Here is a 15,897-nt window from a genome sequence, read left to right as displayed (position 1 = left end):
TACAACGAACGCTCGATAATCAGTAAGAAGCTGTTTGAGTTAGCGATTTGAGCCAGAAAGTAGTGGATTTTAGTTGCCAGCAATCGGACCGCCGAAGCGGACACTTTTAGAGTGCGTAGCCGTAGCTACGGACGAAAAAACCGGGCCGCCGGGGCGGTAACGCAGTGGGCAGCTAAAAGACGCACTTTGCGGCCCAAGCGATTAATTTAAATCAGCTTCTATAAACACCGAAATTGTCTCTTTGCGCTGTAACTTGCTGCCCTATGAATACGTTTTTCCGCCGGACGCTTCTGCTTATTCTCTTCAGCGGGTACACTGCTGTTTTGGCTCAGACTCCCTCAGCCTGGGCGACTCAATACTGGACAGCCCGCTGGATTGCGCATCCAACCGCCCCGGCCAAACAATACGGTATCTTTCATTTCCGCAAGTCGACCAATCTGCCACAGAAGCCCAGCCGGTTTATCGTCCATGTCTCAGCCGATAACCGCTACCGGTTGTTTGTGAACGGGCAGTCGGTAGCAATAGGCCCCGCCCGGAGCGATATTCTGAACTGGAATTACGAAACGCTTGATCTGGCACCCTATCTGCAGGTCGGCCGGAACGTATTGTCAGCCCAGGTTTGGTATCTGGGCGAATCGGCACCAGTTGCGCAAATGAGCTACCAGCTTGGATTCATCATGCAGGGCGATGGGGAAGCCGAGAAAGCCGTCAACACGGATGCTACCTGGAAAGTGTTTCACAATCAGGCCTATTCGCCTATCAAAAACGACAATGCCAAGCTTCAAACGTATATCGTTGTCGGTGATGGCGACAAAGTTGATGCGGCTCAGTATCCATGGGGCTGGGAACAGTCAGCCTTCGACGATGCCGCCTGGACAAGCGCAAAACCCCTGTGGTTCAGGGCAAAGCCGCGCGGACTGGGAACCGATGGCAACTGGCAGCTGGTACCCCGTACCATTCCGCTGATGGAGTCCTACCAGGAGCGACTGGCGGCCGTTCGTCGGGTAGAGAACGGAACAATGGACAACAGCTTTCTGCTGGGGCGGTCACCCGTTACGGTTCCGGTCAATACCAGAGCAACGTTCCTGCTCGATCAGGGCCACTTGACCAACGCGTATCCTGAACTGACCGTAAGTCAGGGAAAAGGAAGTGTTATTACACTGACGTATGCCGAAGCGCTCGTTGATGCTGCCGGGAAAAAGGGCAATCGGAACGAGGTGAACGGCCGGACGATACGCGGTTTTGACGATCAGTTTGTAGCCGACGGGGGCAATCAGCGCCAGTTTCGACCGCTCTGGTTCCGCACGTACCGATATCTGCAACTGACTGTCGAGACGAAAGAGCAGCCGCTGGTGCTGAATGATCTGGTTGGCCAATATACGGGGTACCCATTTTCGGAGAAGGCAACGTTTGCCGCGAACGTTTCTATGCCGGCGACTGGTACATCTACTGGGGCAACGCCGATCGTATCTACGTCTGGTGATGCAACGCTAAAAGCAATCTGGAACGTAGGCTGGCGAACGGCGCGGCTGTGTGCCGGAGAAAACTATTTCGATTGTCCGTATTACGAACAGCTTCAGTACGTGGGCGATACGCGCGTGCAGTCGTTGATTTCGCTATACGTAACGGGCGACGACCGGCTGATGCGGAAAGCTATTCAGGATTTCGATCATAGTCGTTTCAACGACGGCCTGACGCAGAGCCGTTACCCCAGCGCTGATTTCCAGGTAATCCCGACGTTCTCGCTGTTCTGGGTGTGTATGGTGCACGATTATTGGATGCACCGGCAGGACGACGCCTTTATCAAAGCTATGCTGCCCGGTGTGTTGAGCGTACTGAACTGGCATGAGCAACGGCTGGCTAAGAATAAATTAAATGGTCCGCTTGAATGGTGGAATTTTGTTGACTGGTCGGCCTGGAAAAACGCCGGTGCCGAAACGGCAGGTGGGGTTCCGGCGGGGGCACACGATGGCGGGTCAAGCATTCTGACGTTGCAGCAGGCGTACACCTACTTCCGGGCGGGGGATCTGCTGGCTCACTACGGCCAGAATGAACGGGCCGAATACTACCGGGATCTGGGCCGACGACTCAATAAGGCCGTTTTTGAACAGTGCTGGGTAGCCGATCGCGGCTTATTTGCCGATACGCCCGCTAAAAAATCGTTCAGTCAGCACGCCAACATCCTGGCAGTATTGACGGACGCCGTTCCCGCAGCGCAACAGGCTGGATTGCTGCAGAAAGTGATGAACAACGTACCGTCCGATTCGCTGACGCAGGCTACGTTCTACTTCAAGTTCTACCTGTTCGAAGCGCTCAAAAAGACAGGGTTAGGCAATGAACTGATTCCGCAGTTAAAACCCTGGCGGGATATGCTGGCGATGGGCCTGACTACCTTCGCCGAAAACCCCGAACCAACGCGGTCAGACTGCCATGCCTGGAGCGCGTCACCCCTCTACGAACTACTGTCAACCACCTGCGGTATCCGACCCGCCGAACCGGGCTTCCGCTCAGTACGTATCGAACCGTTCCTGGGTGAGCTGACCAGCGTAACGGGCAGTGTGCCGCACCCAGCGGGCGACATCGCCGTAAAGTTTCAGAAAACACCCGCCGGTGGTCTGACGGGAACGGTTACGTTACCCGCTAACCTAACCGGTACGCTGCGCTGGAACGGAAAATCGCTGGCATTAAAAGGGGGAGAGCAGGCTATAAGTCTCTAAGGCTAATCGCGTTTGGTACCGATCCGATAAAGCATAAGGGCCAGCCCGACGAAAGTAAGGGCTCCCAGCAACATGTAGCCGCCTTCGCCCAAAGCACTGGCCAAAGTGGGTTCCAGTGTCATTGCTGTCAGACCGTTGTATATCGATTCATTAACCGAGAGCAGGGCAACAGCCACCCCAGCCAAGGCCCCGCCAGCCACGAGCCCGGTTGCGAACAGATTGCCTTTGCCAAGATCGGCATCTTCTTCAACGGTACCCGTACGCTTGGCCTGCCAGTCGACCAGCGCTTTCACCAGTCCCCCCGCAAAAATGGGTAGGGTGGTAGACAGGGGCAGGTAAAGCCCCACGGCAAACGCCAGAGCGCTCACGCCAACCAACTCGAAAACGAAAGCGATGAATGCGCCAACGAGTACGAACTGCCAGTCGAGGTTGAACGAGAGTAGCCCCTTAATCAGCGTGGCCATCAGTGTGCCCTGGGGAGCCGGAAATTTATCAGAGCCAATCGCGTGCGTGATACCCTGAGCCAACAAATCCGGCGTTGGTGTATCGAGTACTTTCACCGTAGCGCCAATGACCAGCGAGGAGACAATAACACCGATGAACAGGGCGATCTGCTGATAACGGGGCGTCGCGCCAATCAAGTAACCCGTTTTCAAATCCTGCGACGTAGCACCGGCATTGGCAGCCGCTACGCAGATCATACTGCCAACAACCAGTACGGCCGGTTCATAGGCCTTTCCCGTCAGCCCGAAGCCAATAAAGACCAGTGCCGTACCCATGATGGTGGCAATGGTCATCCCCGAAACTGGCGATGAACTGGAGCCAATCAGCCCAACAATCCGGCTGGCCACGGTGACGAAGAAGAAGCCAAAGACAATGACCAGTATGGCGATCAGCAGCTTGGTGAGGAACGAATCGCCGGGAATTTGCGGAAGCAGGACCATCAGTCCTACCAGAATAATGCTGCCAATGATGACAACCCTGACGCTCAGATCCTGTTCAGTACGTGGTACGCGGCTGCTTTCGCTGAGTTTACTTTCGGTCTCAATCGCGCTGACGGACGATGAACTGAAACTTTGACGAAAGGACGAAACAATAGTCGGAATCGTTTTCAGCAAGGTCATAAAACCACCAGCCGTAACGGCCCCCGCACCAATTTGCCGGATGTAGGCCCGATAAATGGCGGCCGCGTTGTCAGAAAATGTATGCGTTGCTGGGTTCCAGCCGCCTGGCCCGCCCGCTTTTTGCAAATCAGAGAGATAACCTAGTTTCTGCAACTGCAACGCAATCGTATCGCCCGGCACGACAGACGCCAGCAGTGGAATCAGGCCCAGCCAGGCCAGAATACCCCCACCGACGAGTACTGCCGAGATACGAAACCCGATGATGTACCCTACGCCCAGATACTCGGGTGTGATCTCACCCGCGACCTGCGCCGAAGGGAAATACCGGTTCGCCTGTTTGGTAGCCCAGACGGGAACTTCGGCCACGATATGCAGAACTTTTTGCAGGACGGCATAGATCAGAGCAATCCCCAGTCCCTGGTAGGCTGTCTTCGCAAAGTTGCCGCCTTTCTCACCGGCAATCAGTACCGACGCGCAGGCCGTACCTTCGGGATAGGGGAGCGTACCGTGTTCCTGCACAATCAGCGACCGACGTAGTGGAATCATCATCAGGGTACCCACTAGCCCACCCAGAATCGCCAGCGTCAGAATAGTCCAGTAGTTAAAAAAATCAGCACCGGTGCCGTTGGTCAGAAATAGAAACCCCGGCATCGTAAACACCACGCCTGAGGCAATACTCTCGCCCGCCGAACCCGTGGTCTGGATAATATTATTTTCCAGAATGGTCGTGTTTAGAAACCTACGGCCCAGCGAAATAGCCAGTACGGCAATCGGGATGGACGCCGAGACCGACAAGCCTGCTTTCAGCGACAAATACACGGTCGCAGCCCCGAAAAGGACCCCAAATACGGCCCCGGTGATAATGGCTTTCAGGGTAAACTCTGCGGGGGATTCAGCGGCCGGAATAAATGGCTTATGAGCAGGAGCAGAAGCAGGTTGCATAGGCTAACAATTTGGGCGAAAGTACGCGAAAAGGGCCGAAAATAGATGAGTTTACTCCTGGTGATGGCTCTTTCTGTCGAACCCCTTGACAAAATCCCTGACTTAAACGTATGTTTGCCTTTCTCCAGGCGGGAGTAGCTCAGTTGGTAGAGCGGCAGCTTCCCAAGCTGCAGGTCGCGAGTTCGAGACTCGTCTCCCGCTCATTGAAAGACAGTCGATTCGCTTAGCTGCTGATCGACTGTTTTCGTTTTAATAAAACAAGTCAATACCTTACTCTGATTGACTAAGTAAGTTGACATCAGGTAGAGACAGGGTGCCTGACGTAGGCTGCTGGCGGTGAATGCTTCCTTTGTAAGTCTCAATGGCTTCTTTTTAATGGAGTCGAAGTCAACGCGTATACATAGGTTCTGACAGTGACACCATCAGAAACTAGCTGGCGAATCATTCTAGCCAGCTGTTGAAAAGGTAATACGACTGATGGGGCTCGACCTGCTGTCGAACGTACTGGAAAGTGTGCAGCGGGTAACTGAAAAGGGCATGACCAGGTAATTATCTAGCCATATTCAGCGGCTCGCCAATTTCAGAATTATGGTCATTATGATGGCAATTCCGCGCTAAAAAGGGCGATTTTTATGTATTGCCCAGCGAAGGTGATAGGATTAGCAGGAAGGAGTACAGTCGATAGGAGGGGGGATTATCCACACCGGTTGTCTACATACCGAAAAGCGAACCACGATGATAGTGTTACTTGTCAGCTCAGGCCTACACCGGTTGTAGTTACATGAGCTAGATAACATTTATAACGGGCTTTAGTTGTTGCAGTATGAGTAAACCCTCCCAGCCAAACACCGCCCTTTCCTTAACCGACTCCAACGGCCGCGAGCTGCTGGAAGCGACCCTTAACGATTACGTTACCTTCCTGCGTCGCCAACCGGCGGTTTGCGGGAGCGCTGAGCAGCAGGAGGCTCTCATCAAGCATGTCGCACAGGGGCACGATCTGATCAAACTTGTGGCAGCCGAACGACTTAAAATCACTCGGCAACTCGACCACCAGAAGCACGACTGGATGGAGCTCGAAAAGCAGCTAACAGCGCCTATCCTGTCGGCTATGCAGCCATTGAAAGACGCCGTTGAGCATTATAATCGGGAGATGTTACGTATACGGGAACATCAACTAGCCGAGGCCGCTCAGCAGGCTGTTGTCAATCACTCGGACGATACCAACTGGCTAACACCGAAGGTGGCTGTCATCGACAAGCCCAAAGGCGTACAGATGCGCTGGACGTTTGAGGTGGTCGATCGCAACCAAATTCCGAACGGCTATTGGATTATCGATGAGGGCGCGATCAAAGCGGCTATTGCTGATGGTATTCGGGAGATACCGGGTGTACGGATTTACGAAGAGGCCGTGACTACGTTTCGCAAGTAGGCATTTGTCGCCGTTAGCAACCATCAGTTACCTGTCTGCTCTACTCAATCGTCTTTACCGGAAAGTAGCGAGCCATGGGCAGTATGAACACCGCCATAAAATCAGCGCCCGACTACGTAAGTAGCCGGGCTTTTTCATACAAAACGATGAGGGCAATTATCAGAAAAGCTTAATTGGCCTACCAATGATGACGAATGGTGTACCAACCATCCGTTTTCTGCAAAGTCATAGTATGGCCAAAGACGTCTCTGCACATACTACCGATAGCCTGGTGCCGTTAGCTACCAGAACGCTAATTGCTGCTGTGTGAAGCCGTTACTACTCGTCTTAATCGCTCTGTGTATCCTTATTAACCTGCCCAACGCCTTCGGTCAACAGGTCGATGCGAACTTTGTTTTCTCGAAAGTTCTGGCCAGGCTGGACACGATCGATCAGCTGAACTATGATAACCACATTAGCATCAACTACTTCTCAGAGGGGTACCAGCGACAAACCGAGTTGAGGGTTTATATCGAGTTTGATGCAAAAGAGCCGCTTCTTGGCGCCCGATTTATCCAGGGCAATGCAGACTATCAGACCGTTTTTAACGGCAGTCAGTATTTCTACATCGATAAGAAAAAGAAAACGATTCAACTGACGGCAAAGCCAAGTAAGACAACCTTCCGGAGCGAGACCTTTTTTGTTAACTCCTTCTACACCTTAAAGCATTTCCTACCCCAGGTTATCAGCCGTAAGGACTGGGTCAAACGTACTGGGGATACCCTCATCAATGGGAAGCCTTTCCGGATGGGTAGTTTCACCCTGCACAATTACATGATGGGTCGGTTTGGCGTTTTAGAGAAGCTGGATATGGCTAAAGACATCACCTACACAGTTATTGTAGACAACTCCGGCCTTCCTTACCAGGTACTTCAACGGGATAACCTGAACCCCAGGGATTATCTGTTAATTACTTTTTCCCAGATAACTAGCACTGGAGCACCTGCTCAGGCAGAGTGGCAGTATGAGACTTACCTGGATAAGTACAAACCTATTTGATAGTTGCTCACGAAACTATCGGTCGGTTAATAAAGAAAAATCACTTCGTCAGAGCTTGATCAATTGCCTCTACAAGACGCTCGTCGACAATCGGTTGATTTGTCTGTGGATTAATGGACGCCCCCGAAAAAATGGCCTGAATGATCCCGGCCTGATCAACCACAAAATGATAGGGATACCCTTCAATAGTTAAGGCCGAGAATAGGGGTTCTGCTTTCGGCAGTACTGTATAAGTAAATTTTCGTTTCGACAAGATCCGGTTTACCTGCTCGGCCGACTCCGGAGCAGGCGCAATAAACACAATCTTATCCCCTTTGTACTTAGCCTCCAGATCGCTGAGCACCGGCATTTCTTTCAGACATGGAATACAGGTGGTCGACCAAAAATTGATCACAATCAACTTATTCTTCAGTGATGCGTTGCTATAAACGTTGCCCTGACGATCCTTCAATGAAAAAGTAGGTAATGGTTTCCCAACCCATTTTTCCCGAAAGGCATCATTAGGATTTACGGCCATCACCTCGAAGGTAATCTCCGTCTCCTTGTCCTTCTCGGTTACGTCAATGGTGGCAATAGGTTTGCCCCTGTTGGCCGCAGTAATACTATCAAACTGTGTCCGCGAATACCGTTGTCCTTTGGGATCAATATAGACCTTTGGCTTGGTAGATTGGCCGTAGGCCATGCAGGCAAACAGGCACGAAATAGTTAGGGATAGCAGGCGTTTGTTGAGCATTAGTGTGAAGGGTTCAGTGAACAGGCACGGTAAATAAATCGAAGGTAGCATAAATCGCAGTCGTCTTGATGCCTTTTTCGGTTTATCCCGCCAGTTTTTTGGAAGGAGGTTACTGGACCCTACCAACGCCCCCTCGACCAACTCCTGATCGGCATCCCGCCAAACTATAACGCGTCTGAATAGGCACCTGGATCGTCGCAGACAAACAATGGCGCAGCGGCAAAAATGAATCGCGAATCTAACTGGCAGGCGTTAATCTGAGTTAGAGTAGAAACAAATTGTTACGTCGATGGACCAAACCTTTCAAGATGATCTCTATTCCTGGCTCGGTGATGTAAACAGGGGGGAGCTGGACATGGATGAAGCAATCGCGCTGATTCAGGCCCGCGTTCAGGGGGCTACCCGCGAGATCGTAGACAGCGTTACGTCGGATGCTTTGGAGCGGTCAAACCGGGAGGGTATGCGGATGAGTTTGCAGCAGGCAAGGCTGGATTTTGACCTTGATCAGCGGGAACCCCTGACGCCCGCCGAGGAAGCAACTGAACTCCTCGGGGAAGAGCCGGAACTGGGTGGCATTAGCGATTAATATGTCTAATTTCCATAGATAAGAGCAAATAGCGCCCTAGCTTTGTAGTATGAAGCTTAGCGATGACCATCAGACATTAGTCGATTTCTTTGCCACCACTGCCCTACCAACTGGTGTTCAGCATGTTAACGAATACAGCGTATTTCTTGACCTGCCAGCGGCAACCCGGATGTATCTCCAGCGACTTTACAGCGATGTAGAGGCAAGTCAGCGGTCGGCCGCGCTGGCGCTGACAGGAATAAGAGATTGGGCGCTACAGCAGCACGTTGACACGAATCCCGACTACGCTGACGCATCGGTAAGCCTGTAAACACGGGCACCAGCTTTTGCCTTTCCAGTTTTCTCCCCGAAAGAAAGCTCTGTCTGATTGGCCCGGTCTATACAGACAGAGGAAATAAAGTGCGTGTTGGCAATACGTCTACCACGGAGGCACAATAAATACTACGTAGTAGAATAGAATCGCCGGGCCTGGTGCTCGATTCATGCAACGGTCCGCACAGGCGATGACGTCAGTCAATAGGCGCGGTATCGCTGCCGTTATCAGACGTTATCAGTCAGCCCCCGAACGTACCGGTGGGGCTGGATCACCCAAAGAAGCAGCTGATCACTTTGGAGCGAGTAGTCTGCCGGGCTTTGTCATCAGGTGGTTTAAAACATATGCGGAGAAAGCTTGTTGATTCAAATCGCTTACTCATGGTTGATAAGTAGCCGGAACAATCCATCCGGCGGCTTATATCGTAAGTTAAGTTTCAACAACTATGAAAAACTGATGGCACTCCCTAAACTAATCGATCAGGCAGACCGGATTGCATTACTGACCGGCGATGTTAATTATACTTTTATCCACTTTGTCGACGCCCCCCAGTTAGTCATCTGTAAGACGTTGAAAGAGTGTACTGAGCAGCTGCAGAATTTTATTCGTATACATAAGCGCTACGCCATCAACCCGAAATACATTGAGAAGGTAATCGTTGCGGATCAGGAAAAGGCCAGTGTATATATTGGCGGTAAGTCGGTACCCATCAGCAGACGCCGGACGAAAGAGGTGATGATGAAATTGTGGCAAAACAAAGCCTCCTGGCTGACTAAAACTGCCGAAACGGTAGCCTAGTCATAATCCGTCTTCAATACGCTTTGTAGAATCAGTTACTAAGCTACATGCAACAGCATTCGCTCAACAACCTGTCTAGTTTCATCGGTGGTTGAGGGTTTTACCAGAAAATCGACTGCTCCTTCGTCAAGCATATCATCCCGATTACCCGCCAGTTCACTGCCCGAATGAATCACCATAGGTACAGCCTCGCAGCCGATCTGCTGACGAAGGTCGGCCTGCCAATGGGGTTCGTTTTCGCCGATCAGCAAATCGAATACAAATAGATGAATTGGCTGATGCAGCCAGACCCTGGAGCTTAGAAAAGCATCGGACGATTCAAACCAGGTTAGTTTGAGCCAGGGGGCATGTTGCTGGAAGGCTATCTGAAGCAGCAGAAAGTCGTCTTCATCATCGTCGATCATGAGTACGTGTTTAGTTTCCACGGCGCTAGTTGGATAGTAGTAACAACTACAACTTCCCGCCCGGCTTAACGCCTTTTTAATTGCTTTATTTTCAATTATACGGCAAACGGCTGACCACGAACTAACAATTTCGAAAACGGCTCACTTTCTGGACGGGTAATTGCCAGATGACCCGAGCATGACCTAAAAACAGGTTGAACTTTCAGTGTACGAATTTGGCGGCTTTAGCAACAAATGAGACCCGTTGTGCGTCTCTGATTCCGTCGTAATTTGCCGGAGAAACTGACGCTCTCCTTGCTCCAGAAAACGGCTCGGCTAATCTCTATCATCGGACACCCGCTTGTTACGTTGTCCCTCTTCTCGCTGTACATAGCATTTCAGCGGCTGCCTCGCCAGAATGCGCTTGTACTGAGTGTCCTGCTGCTTGGAGGAATGGTAGTTCCTATCTGCTGGCACAATTACCGGCAGGTTAAGCGGGGCCATTACACCAACTTTGACGTATCCCACCAGGGGCAGCGCACTCAGTTTTACCCGATACTGATCGGTCTGTTGAGCGTAACGACCTTACTCCAATTTATAACTGATCAGCCGCGACCAATCTGGCTCGGAACGCTCTGCGTGCTGGCGCTGCTCGTTAGTGCCTATGTCCTCAATTATGTTATCAAAGTGTCGCTGCACACCGCTCTGTCATTTTTCCTGGCCTGGGTTATTTACTCCATTAGTCCAACGGGCGGAATCGTGATGGGTCTTTTCGCGCTGCTGATTACGGCGTCGCGACTTGTGTTACGTCGACATACGGTGAGCGAGGTCATCGCGGGCTTTCTGTTGGGATCAGTTGCCGGGGCGGGTTGCATCTGGCTGGTTAATTAAGCTGCGTTGAGGCAGAGTCTGTTGGGTTGACGCTTACCGGCGCTTTTTTCGTCTGTCCGGCACCAGTCGATCGGGGGTTGGGCTCGACGCGCTCTTCTGATACGTGAATTCAAGAATGCATCCCCGACAAACGGTTTCTTTAGTCGCTTCGCCGGAGGGGCCGGACGTTACCAGCGAGCTGTCGGTGGCCAGGTACAGTCTGGTACCATCCGGCGATAGGGCTATGTCACGGTACCGGATCGGTGCTTTAAAATACGTTAGTGTATCGCCGGTAACCTGACTGCCATCGGGCGACAGTTGTAACCGGATGAGCTGCCCTGTTTTCAGGGTGGACAGGAGGAGCGAGTTTTTCCAGCCGGGAATAGCATCAGATGTATAGACCGCCAGGCTGCTGGGTGCTTCGGCAGGCCAGTCGGGTTGGTTCGGGTCTTTGGTGCGAATCTTGACAAAAGCGTACTGGAGTGTATCGGCCGGGAGCGGATGCAGACTTTTAATCGGCTCCCGGAACGTAGCAGGACCTATGGCGCTGGCGTTGTTCTGCTCGCTGGTGATCGTTGGGTAGGTTGTGTTCCAGATGCCCGGCAGGCTGTCGTGTTCGGTAACGCCAGCGGCCAGTCCATTGTAATTGCCGTCGTTGTAGCCAATTACCAGCGGATGACCATAGTTCTTGCCTTTTTCGATCAGGTTGATCTCGTCATCGCCAACCGGCCCGTGTTCTGAGGCATACAGCCGTTCCTGACCACCAATACGGGCGTGGGTTAGCCCCTGGGCATTCCGATGGCCGTAGCTCCAGACGGCGTTTTGCCGGCGGGTATTGAACGGGTTATCATCAGGAATCCATTGGTCGCTACTAGTCTGACTGGCGTCGGGTTCCAGATTAAAACGTAATACTTTGCCTTCATACACGTCGACTTGCTGGGCGTGGTTTGGGCGTCCGGCGTTTGCGTACTGACCAGCACCCAAGTCTCCGACCGTGTAAAACAGGTAAGGTTTGCCGTTGACAGGGGCAATCAGTAACCGACCGGAATTATGGTCGTTGCTGCCCGGAATGGTATCGCAGAGGATAAGAGGTTTTGTTAGTTGCTGAGCCGTTTGGTTGTATTCATAACGTACCAGCCGGGTTCGGAAATAGTAACCGCCGTGATTAGGCCGACCACCGTCACCCGGTTTGTCGGCGCCTTCGTACATGTACAGATAAGCCAGATAGACGTACGGTTTATCCTGGAGCAACCGGGGGTGAAGTGCCATACCCATCAGGCCACCCTGCGGCCATGGTTTCCCTCCGTCCTGCTCGTCGGGCACGAGGTCGTAACGAGGAAACTGCCGTTCGTTGGTCAGGTCAAGCAACACCCGTTTAACGCCCGTCGCCGGGTCAATACGGCTAACGATATACCCCTTTGCTTCAGTAATCCACAGAAACTTGTCGGGCCCATACGTGATCTCCCAGGGGTCGCTGAGTTTATCTGCAACGATCCGCCGGGTAAACGTTTCCCCGCGGGGACTGATATAGGTTTGTGCCCGAACGATCTGAGCAAAAACAGAGAGGAATAGTAACAGGAGAGAACGTAACACGCAGGCTGAAGTTGTTTCATCAATAGAGCCGCTCGGACAGGGAAATGTTTGAGCGATGCGGGTAAAGTGATCGTAAGAACAGGTAGCCGCCGGGGAGTTTCCGAAACCCAGATAATCAGAAATAAACAAATTATCGGGTAAGTCAGTCCTGAAAGAGGTTGTCTTATTGACTGGTTACCTGCTGGAGACGGTCTGTTTTCTGAATAGCGCTTTCGTTCATGGCCGATACTCATCACTCTGCCCATCTGTCGAACCATCCGCCCGGCTGGACCTACAATCCATCGAGCTGGCCTGAACGTGTACCGCTCGTTGTGATCGCCGTTGTTGGCCTGCTGATCTCGCTGTATCTGGGGCTCTATCAGTTACGTATCATTCCCGATGTGTGGGACCCCATTTTCGGATCGGCTTCCAGTAAGAAAATTCTGAATTCACCCTTGTCCAAAGTACTGCCCATTCCTGATGCGCTCCTGGGCGCGATCGGATACCTGATTGACGCCATTAGTGGGGTTGTTGGAAAAATAAAACGCTGGAAAACCATGCCTTGGATTGTTGTGCTTTTCGGCGTGGCGGTTGGCCCGCTGGGAGTCACCAGTTTGTTTCTGGTGATTGCCCAGCCTGTGCTTTTCGATGCCTGGTGCAGCCTGTGTATGGCGTCGGCCGTGATTTCTATCATCATGATCGGCCCGGCAATGGACGAGGTGCTGGCTAGTCTGCAGTATCTGCAGCGCGTGAAACGGAGTGGTATGTCGGTCTGGAAAGCGTTCTGGGGCGACAAAGAAATCAGTGCCAAACTAGCCTGACTATGTGGCCAAGAATCATAAATATGTCTATTGGAATATGGCTGATGGCCTCGCCCGCTGTTTTCCAACTGCTCAAACCAATAGCTTCTAACGAGCACATCATGGGCCCGATCATTGCCTCCATCGCCATGATTGCTATCAGCGAATCCATGCGCGATTTCCGCTACCTGAACGTACTGGCTGGTGTCTGGCTGCTGATAGCTCCCTGGGTGCTGGGGAACGAAAATACCCGGTCGATCCTGAACGAAATGGGGATGGGGACTCTTGTCGTCATCATGGCGCTGCTTGGTGGCCTGCGTACTGACGAATTCGGTGGCGGGTGGCAATCGCTGTTCGCTGATAAGCCAAAGCATGAACAGGACGCGAGCCGCCTAACGTAGCGACTAGCGCCAAAAAACGGTTAACTGATTTACTCAATGGAAAACAAGAAAGTAGTTGTCGTTACGGGGGCTTCGGCCGGGTTGGGTCGGGCCATTGTCCGGGAATTTGCCAAAGAAGGGGCCGATGTTGCCCTCATCGCCCGGGGTATTGACGGGCTGGAAGGCGCGAAGCGCGAAGTCGAAGCCTACGGCGGGCGGGCGCTGATCTGCCAGCTCGACGTAGCCGACGGGGAAGCTGTGGACAAGGCTGCCAGCGAAATCGAGGAAAAGCTCGGCCCGATCGATGTTTGGGTGAACAACGCAATGATCAGCGTATTCGCGCCTGTCAAAGAGATGACGCCGGGCGAATACAAGCGCGTAACCGACGTAACGTACCTGGGGCAGGTAAATGGTGCGCTGGCCGCGCTGAAACGGATGCAGACGCGCGACCAGGGCAGTATCGTTTTCGTCGGGTCGGCCCTGGCGTATCGCGGTATTCCCCTGCAGTCGGCCTACTGCGCGTCCAAACATGCGATTGAAGGCTTTTACGATTCGCTCCGGACGGAACTGCTGCACGACAAAAGCAACATCAAAACCTGCATGGTGCAGTTGCCGGCCATGAACACGACCCAGTTTGGCTTTGTCCGCTCTAAACTCCCCCGCAAGCCCCGGCCAATGGGAACCATTTATCAGCCTGAAGTGGCGGCTCGAGGTGTAGTGTACGCCAGTAAGCGAAACCATCGGGAGTATTACATCGGCTGGCCAACGGTGCAGGCTATTGTTGGCAACAAGATTGCCCCCTGGTTTGCGGACTATGTACTGGCCAAAACCGGCTTTGATGGACAGATGACCGACGAACCCGAGGACCCAAAGCGGAGCGACAACCTGTGGGAACCCATCCCCGGTGATCACGGTGCGCATGGCCCGTTCGACGATAAGTCCTGGTCGGCGAGCCCGCAGTTCTGGGCGGCCAAAAACAAGTTTTCCTTACTGGCGTTGGGGCTGGCACTCGTGGCCGGTATTGCCTTAGCCAAAAAGTAACCAGGCCAACCGTTGTTGTCCCGGCAGACCAATAATTTACTAGTCTGCCGGGGCTCCTGCTTTTTCCTGTAAGTCGTTCGGCAGTTCCAGATCATTCTCCTGGTACCAGGCTACCGGGTCTTTTTTCAGGTTAATGACGATATCAGGTAACGTATCGCTCAGGCTGTGTTTGGGCGTCCAGCCTAGTTCCTGTCTGGCTTTGTCGATATTGAGTTCGTAATGATCGTCGGCCCGGTCGATCATCCAGGGTTTAATAAACGGATCGCTGACCAGATCCTGAGCGGCTGCACCCACTTTCGCCAGAAACTTGGGCAGTTCGATCGTCATCCAGTCGGTACCGTACAGGATTCGGGCGGTGGTTTCCTGAATCTCGGCATAGCTCACCGACTGGCTTTCGCCAATATTATAAATTGTTTCGGATGGGAGCTGGTGCCGTTTTTGAATGGTCAGTTCGATGGCGTCGACAATGTCGTCGAGGTGGATGTATGAGTTGCCCGAATGCGTATCGCCCGAGTAAAAATGACTGGTGAAGGTCCGCTCGTAAATCCGCTGAATCTGGTGAACAACCGGAACGGAGTTCCCCATCTCGTTGTATGCACCCGCCACCCGTAGAATGGATACTGGAATTTGGCCGTGTTCCTTCAGGATAATCTCTTCCGTGTCGACTTTCGATTTTGGATAATCCCAGGCGGGGTCCAGCGGAGCCGATTCGTCGAGGGGGTGACCGGGCGTTGTGGGTTTGTAAATCAGCATGCTGCTGGAGAAAATGAACTGCTCCACCTCGAATGACTGGAGTGCCGCCAGCAGATGCTTTGTGCCCTGAACGGTCATTTTTTCGTACAAGGGGCTGGGTTCACCGGAAAAATCGTAGTAGGCCGCCAGGTGTACGACCGACGCAATCCGGTTGCCAAACTGCTCCCGTACTTTTTCCAGCGACTGTTTGATATTTTCCGGGTCGGTAATATCGTTGCTGATGCAAACGGCTTCTTTGGGCGGATAAGGTGGCCCGGCATGATCAAAACCGATGAGCGTAAACTCGTTCGCCAGTTTCCGGATCAGGGCGCTGCCAATAAGGCCGCTGCTACCCGTCACCAGGACAACCCCTTTCTGATTAGCACCTGCAGGCGGATTTGACTCGTTCGACGGCTGGCTACTTGGTTGATTCATCATA

15 protein-coding genes and 1 tRNA gene are annotated in these 15,897 nt (G+C 52.6%); 11 read left to right on the top strand and 5 right to left on the bottom strand.

What is annotated here, in order from left to right; genetic code table 11:
• Window positions 1–263 precede the first annotated feature (263 nt).
• Window positions 264–2,717 carry a family 78 glycoside hydrolase catalytic domain gene (locus tag HU175_RS01225; protein WP_176564854.1) on the top strand — a complete coding sequence of 818 codons (2,454 nt, stop codon included), beginning with the start codon at window positions 264–266 and terminating at the stop codon, window positions 2,715–2,717.
• 2 nt (window positions 2,718–2,719) lie between these two features.
• Here HU175_RS01225 and HU175_RS01220 read toward each other — a convergent pair whose 3' ends face one another.
• The gene (locus HU175_RS01220) at window positions 2,720–4,783 is read right to left on the bottom strand and encodes an OPT family oligopeptide transporter (RefSeq protein ID WP_176564853.1); all 2,064 of its coding nucleotides are present in this window, start codon (window positions 4,781–4,783) and stop codon (window positions 2,720–2,722) included.
• Window positions 4,784–4,911: 128 nt separating this feature from the next.
• Between HU175_RS01220 and HU175_RS01215 the strand changes: the two genes are divergently transcribed.
• From HU175_RS01215 to HU175_RS01205, 3 genes are all read left to right on the top strand, one after another.
• Window positions 4,912–4,984 (top strand) — tRNA-Gly (locus tag HU175_RS01215).
• Window positions 4,985–5,606: 622 nt separating this feature from the next.
• Window positions 5,607–6,212 (top strand): hypothetical protein, encoded by a 606-nt coding sequence (locus HU175_RS01210; RefSeq protein WP_176564852.1) that lies wholly within the window; start codon window positions 5,607–5,609, stop codon window positions 6,210–6,212.
• Between the two features lie 306 nt (window positions 6,213–6,518).
• Entirely contained in the window at window positions 6,519–7,250 is a 732-nt protein-coding gene (locus tag HU175_RS01205; RefSeq protein WP_176564851.1) for a hypothetical protein, read from the top strand.
• Between the two features lie 40 nt (window positions 7,251–7,290).
• Here HU175_RS01205 and HU175_RS01200 read toward each other — a convergent pair whose 3' ends face one another.
• Window positions 7,291–7,983 (bottom strand): TlpA family protein disulfide reductase, encoded by a 693-nt coding sequence (locus tag HU175_RS01200; RefSeq protein ID WP_176564850.1) that lies wholly within the window; start codon window positions 7,981–7,983, stop codon window positions 7,291–7,293.
• A gap of 289 nt (window positions 7,984–8,272) precedes the next feature.
• Here HU175_RS01200 and HU175_RS01195 point away from each other — a divergent pair, with 289 nt between their 5' ends.
• The 3 genes from HU175_RS01195 to HU175_RS01185 all read left to right on the top strand — a co-directional run bounded on the left by HU175_RS01195 (window position 8,273) and on the right by HU175_RS01185 (window position 9,680).
• Window positions 8,273–8,569: a hypothetical protein gene (locus tag HU175_RS01195; protein WP_176564849.1), complete on the top strand. Its 297-nt coding sequence runs from the start codon at window positions 8,273–8,275 to the stop codon at window positions 8,567–8,569.
• A 49-nt stretch (window positions 8,570–8,618) separates the two neighbouring features.
• Window positions 8,619–8,879: a hypothetical protein gene (locus HU175_RS01190; protein ID WP_176564848.1), complete on the top strand. Its 261-nt coding sequence runs from the start codon at window positions 8,619–8,621 to the stop codon at window positions 8,877–8,879.
• A gap of 459 nt (window positions 8,880–9,338) precedes the next feature.
• Window positions 9,339–9,680 (top strand): LytTR family DNA-binding domain-containing protein, encoded by a 342-nt coding sequence (locus HU175_RS01185; protein ID WP_176564847.1) that lies wholly within the window; start codon window positions 9,339–9,341, stop codon window positions 9,678–9,680.
• 38 nt (window positions 9,681–9,718) lie between these two features.
• Here HU175_RS01185 and HU175_RS01180 read toward each other — a convergent pair whose 3' ends face one another.
• Window positions 9,719–10,105, bottom strand: a complete 387-nt coding sequence (locus tag HU175_RS01180; protein ID WP_176564846.1) for a hypothetical protein — start codon at window positions 10,103–10,105, stop codon at window positions 9,719–9,721.
• Between the two features lie 249 nt (window positions 10,106–10,354).
• Here HU175_RS01180 and HU175_RS01175 point away from each other — a divergent pair, with 249 nt between their 5' ends.
• Window positions 10,355–10,954 (top strand): phosphatase PAP2 family protein, encoded by a 600-nt coding sequence (locus HU175_RS01175; RefSeq protein ID WP_176564845.1) that lies wholly within the window; start codon window positions 10,355–10,357, stop codon window positions 10,952–10,954.
• A 33-nt stretch (window positions 10,955–10,987) separates the two neighbouring features.
• On the opposite strand, the gene HU175_RS01170 is transcribed toward HU175_RS01175, so the two are convergent.
• The gene (locus HU175_RS01170) at window positions 10,988–12,526 is read right to left on the bottom strand and encodes a PQQ-dependent sugar dehydrogenase (protein ID WP_176564844.1); all 1,539 of its coding nucleotides are present in this window, start codon (window positions 12,524–12,526) and stop codon (window positions 10,988–10,990) included.
• A 218-nt stretch (window positions 12,527–12,744) separates the two neighbouring features.
• On the opposite strand from HU175_RS01170, the gene HU175_RS01165 reads away from it, so the two are divergent.
• Genes HU175_RS01165 through HU175_RS01155 form a run of 3 tightly spaced genes read left to right on the top strand, consistent with a single transcriptional unit; the run spans window position 12,745 to window position 14,726 of the window.
• Window positions 12,745–13,326, top strand: a complete 582-nt coding sequence (locus HU175_RS01165) for a vitamin K epoxide reductase family protein (RefSeq protein ID WP_176564843.1) — start codon at window positions 12,745–12,747, stop codon at window positions 13,324–13,326.
• A 23-nt stretch (window positions 13,327–13,349) separates the two neighbouring features.
• Window positions 13,350–13,706, top strand: coding sequence for an SPW repeat protein (locus HU175_RS01160; RefSeq protein WP_176564842.1), 357 nt, complete (start codon window positions 13,350–13,352; stop codon window positions 13,704–13,706).
• Window positions 13,707–13,742: 36 nt separating this feature from the next.
• Window positions 13,743–14,726: an SDR family oxidoreductase gene (locus HU175_RS01155; RefSeq protein WP_176564841.1), complete on the top strand. Its 984-nt coding sequence runs from the start codon at window positions 13,743–13,745 to the stop codon at window positions 14,724–14,726.
• A 39-nt stretch (window positions 14,727–14,765) separates the two neighbouring features.
• Here HU175_RS01155 and HU175_RS01150 read toward each other — a convergent pair whose 3' ends face one another.
• Entirely contained in the window at window positions 14,766–15,896 is a 1,131-nt protein-coding gene (locus HU175_RS01150) for an NAD-dependent epimerase/dehydratase family protein (RefSeq protein WP_228724280.1), read from the bottom strand.
• Window position 15,897: the final 1 nt, after the last annotated feature.

The sequence above is a fragment of the Spirosoma sp. KUDC1026 genome, from assembly GCF_013375035.1.
Lineage (GTDB): Bacteria > Bacteroidota > Bacteroidia > Cytophagales > Spirosomataceae > Spirosoma.
Note: the sequence above shows the minus strand (reverse complement) of the source record. Positions and strands in the feature narration are given on the sequence as shown.